We start from the raw sequence: 4075 nt of genomic DNA, 5'->3' as shown, positions 1-4075 counted from the left end.
TGAACCGGGTCGCGCGCGATCGGTGGGGTTGGGTCCTGTTTTTGACCCGACCCCACGGCACGGACGGAAGAGGAATCGACGATGACACGTGACCAATCAATGCGGTCCGCCGCACGCAACTTGGCCAGCAACACTTCGTGGAGACGGTCCCAAACACCGGCCTTCTGCCCGCCAGCAACTCATCCCGGAGCCACAGCCCATTTCCTTGGGCAGCATCTCCCAGGGAATGCCGGACTGAAGGACGAAAAGAATGCCGGTGAGCACCGCCCGATCGTCCAGCGGCTTGCGGCCGGGATAGCGGGCACGTCGTGCCTTCGGTGGCGGTAGCAATGGCTGAATGAGTGCCCACAGCTCGTCGTCGAGTATTGGTTTGGCCATGTCCTTTGCGCGAGGGAAACAACGCAAAGGTTAACAAAAGTCACTTGAAGTTAACAGCCCTGCAAGCTCATTTTGTTAGGGCTTCTAAGGAGACTGTTCGTACTTCAAGGGGGACGACATCCGACAACTGAGCTTCGGCGATGTGAGCGCTCTCAGAAGGCTAGCGACAGTCAGCTTCGATCAGGATGATTTGCCGAACACCGGCTTGCGCTTCCCCATGAAGGCGCTGATACCTTCCATTGCGTCGGCGCCTGCAGCGCAGCGCATCATGCCGTCGCGCTCGGCACGTAATTGCGCGGCAAGGGCATCGCCACGCAGTGGATTGCAGAGCGATTTCATTACAGCCAGTGAGGTGGCTGACAAATTGGCCAGATCGCGGGCCATATCAAGCGCTTCAGCCTCTAGGGTTTCGGATGAAACAAGTCGATCGGCAATGCCAAGTGCGGCAGCGTCCTCCGCACTGAGCGTCTCGTTGGTCATGAACAGCGCACGCGCGCGCGCATTACCGATGCGCTCTGCCAGGAAACAGGACGCTCCCGCGTCTGGTGACAGGCCAATGGCAGCGTATCCACAGCGCATCTTCAGGCTCGTATCGCAAAGCACCACGTCGGCACTGAGGGCCAGACCAATTCCACCTCCACCGATGGCGCCCTGAACAGCACTGACGACCGGCTTGTTCGAGTTGCGCAATTGCTGCACTGAAGCACTAAGCAAGTCAATGATTTCTCCGAGCAATGGGGCCAAGCCAGGGCCCGCGTTCTCGCCGAAGAATGCGAGATCACCGCCTACGCTAAAGGCCTTTCCCTCGGCGCGCAAGAGAATCGCGCGCACCGCGCCATCGCTGACAACGCGATCAACCGCACTGGCCCACTCCGCCGCAAGCTGATGGTTGATCGCATTGCGTGTATCTGGCCGATTCAGTATCACGATGCCGATACCGTTGTCGACCATGGAAATGACTGAAGCACTTTCCTGGATTGCCATGGGGTCTCCTTTCGACTGCTCAGCTGCGAGCGGTCCCTTTACGCTGGAAGAATAGAGTGCCGTGCTGGCACGGCACCAAATGATCCCAGGCAGGGGTGCCGGGATCGCGGAGACAATCGATTCGAGATCAAGCAGGATTTCAGCGCCTGCTCTCACGCGGCTCTGGCGGCATAGGCCCAATCTCTGCAACGAGAACTGGACTACGCTAGCCCGGTATTGGCGCGATACCGCCGCTGGAATGAGCCAGGCATGGCGAAGCCTGTCCCGGAAACTCTCCCGACAGGGCAACGCCGCACGCGGGCCGGCGCTACACGGCAGCTGTCTCTCTTTAGCGGGACGCCCACTTCGCAAGCAGCGCCTTGCCGACGCGCGAGTTGTTGGACCTGCCAATCGCCTGCGAAATGAAATCGCCGGCGCGCACCACTTCATCCAGCTCGATACCCGTGTGCAAGCCCATGCCGTGCAGCATGTACAGGACATCCTCGGTCGCCACGTTTCCGGTGGCACCCTTCGCATAGGGGCACCCGCCAAGACCCGCCACCGATGCGTGAAAAATCCCAACGCCGACTTCCAGACTGGCCAGGATATTCGGCAGCGCCTGACCATAGGTGTCGTGGAAATGGCCTGAAATTCGCTCGACGGGAAACTCGGTCGCGGCAGCCCGCATCACTTCCCGCACCTGGACGGGCGTCCCGACACCGATCGTATCGGCAATGTCGATCTCATCGCAGCCGAGGTCGCGCATGCGACGCACCACATCTACCACGGACTGAACCGGCACATCGCCCTGGTAAGGACAGCCAAGCGAGCACGAGATACTGCCGCGCAGGCGCACGCCGGCGTCCTTCGCTGCGGCAGCCACCGCTTCGAAGCGCGCGATGGATTCCGCAATCGAGCAATTGATGTTCTTCTGCGAGAATGCCTCGCTGGCTGCACCGAAGATCACGACCTCGTCGGCGCCGGAAGCGATGGCGCCTTCAAAGCCCTTCATGTTCGGCGTAAGCACCGAGTAGAGCGTACCCGGGCGCCGCTCGATACGCCCCATCACGTCGTTGCCGTCGGCCATCTGCGGCACCCACTTCGGCGATACGAACGATGCGGCCTCGACATTGACGATGCCCGCGTTTGACAGCCTGTTGATCAGTTCGACCTTGACGTCGGTAGATACCAGCGTCCTCTCGTTCTGAAGTCCGTCGCGTGGACCGACCTCGACAACCTTCACGTTAGCGGGCATGTCATGTCCTGTGATGTGATGTGAATACTCGGTTCATTCCATCGCAAACGCCAGGAGCTGCGCGCCATCATTGACCTGCTCGCCGACGCCGTAGAGCACCTCACTGACCACGCCATCGGCTGGAGCACTGATGGTGTGCTCCATTTTCATGGCTTCCATTACCAGCAACGGCGTGCCGCGGGTGACAATACTGCCCGGCTCGACCATGACGGCGATGACCTTGCCCGGCATCGGCGCTGTCAGCTTGCCGCCTTCGCCTTCGGCCTCGCCGGCATGGGCGAGCGGGTCGATCCGGCTTAGCAGGACGTGCCGGTCCGCGCTGAAGACATGGAAGTCGTCCCCTTCGGCATGGACGTGCCCATGCGTGCGGCGCGCGCCAAGGTCGATGCGAATTTCGTCGGCCTGGCAGTTGGCGGTGAACGGCAGGGTCTGGCCGGCACAGGTCAGCGTGCTGCCTTGCGCATTGGCATGGAGCGCGACGTCCAGCATCTGCTCGCCATAGCCGAAGCGCAATTGCCGCGCGGCGCCGCCATTGAGACGCCATGCGCCGCCATGCGTCCATGGCGAATGCTGATCTGCGGCATCGATGCGGCGCTCGCGCGTCTCGCGATCGAGCAGCGCAGCCACGGCCAGCGCGAGGATATCGATGCCAACCGGTTCAGGCTGCGGGAACAGCGCCTTCTGGTTGCGCTCGATCAGCCCGGTATCGAGATCGGCCGTGCGGAACGCCTGCGACGACACCAGCCGCTGCAGGAAGGCCACGTTGGTGGACAGTCCCACCACGTGATACGACGCCAGCGCCTGGCGCATGCGCGAGAGTGCCTCGTCGCGATCCTTGCCCCAGACGATCAGCTTGGCGATCATCGGGTCGTAGAAGGGGCTGATGGTGTCGCCTTCGCGCACGCCGGCGTCGATGCGGATGCCGGCCGGGCCATGCACATCGCCACCGCGCATGAACTGCACCGCCGGCGGCGTGCGCAGGTAGCGCAGCATGCCAGTCGATGGCAGGAACTGCTTGTCCGGATTCTCGGCATAGATGCGCGCTTCCAGCGCATGGCCGTCGATGCGCAGCTGCTCCTGCGTCAGCGGCAGCGCTTCGCCGGCAGCGACGCGCAGCTGCCATTCGACCAGGTCCTGCCCGGTGATCATCTCGGTGACCGGGTGCTCCACCTGCAGCCGTGTGTTCATCTCCATGAAGTAGAAGGAGCCATCCTGGTTGGCGATGAACTCGACCGTACCAGCGCCGACGTAGCCAACGGCCTTGGCCGCGGCCACCGCCGCTTCGCCCATGGCGCCGCGGCGCGCTTCGGTCATGCCTGGCGCGGGCGCTTCTTCCAGCACCTTCTGGTGGCGCCGCTGCACCGAACAGTCGCGCTCGAATAGGTAGACGCAGTTGCCGTGGGTATCGGCGAACACCTGGATCTCGATATGGCGCGGGCGGGTCAGGTACTTCTCCACCAGCACCTTGTCGTCGCCGAA

At 62.5% G+C, this 4075-nt stretch carries 3 protein-coding genes and 1 pseudogene; all 4 read right to left on the bottom strand.

Annotation, left to right across the window (positions count from 1 at the left end; all coding sequences use genetic code 11):
• Positions 1-378, bottom strand: a pseudogene (locus tag RM96_RS38095) (transposase); the annotation flags it as partial.
• Between the two features lie 180 nt (positions 379-558).
• A complete protein-coding gene (locus RM96_RS31255; protein ID WP_052279857.1) occupies positions 559-1362 on the bottom strand; it encodes an enoyl-CoA hydratase/isomerase family protein in 804 nt (267 codons plus the stop codon).
• Between the two features lie 328 nt (positions 1363-1690).
• Entirely contained in the window at positions 1691-2596 is a 906-nt protein-coding gene (locus RM96_RS31250; protein ID WP_039015620.1) for a hydroxymethylglutaryl-CoA lyase, read from the bottom strand.
• A 33-nt stretch (positions 2597-2629) separates the two neighbouring features.
• Positions 2630-4075 (bottom strand): ATP-binding protein (locus RM96_RS31245; RefSeq protein WP_039015619.1); only part of this gene is annotated, 1446 nt, incomplete at its 5' end.

It is taken from the genome of Cupriavidus sp. IDO, assembly GCF_000812465.1.
Taxonomy (GTDB): domain Bacteria; phylum Pseudomonadota; class Gammaproteobacteria; order Burkholderiales; family Burkholderiaceae; genus Cupriavidus.
Note: the sequence above shows the minus strand (reverse complement) of the source record. Positions and strands in the feature narration are given on the sequence as shown.

What these genes read in the sequence shown, in the direction of transcription:
- RM96_RS31255 (WP_052279857.1), bottom strand. Translation starts at nt 1,362, where the DNA reads ATGGCAATCCAGGAAAGTGCTTCAGTCATTTCCATGGTCGACAACGGT.
- RM96_RS31250 (WP_039015620.1), bottom strand. Translation starts at nt 2,596, where the DNA reads ATGCCCGCTAACGTGAAGGTTGTCGAGGTCGGTCCACGCGACGGACTT.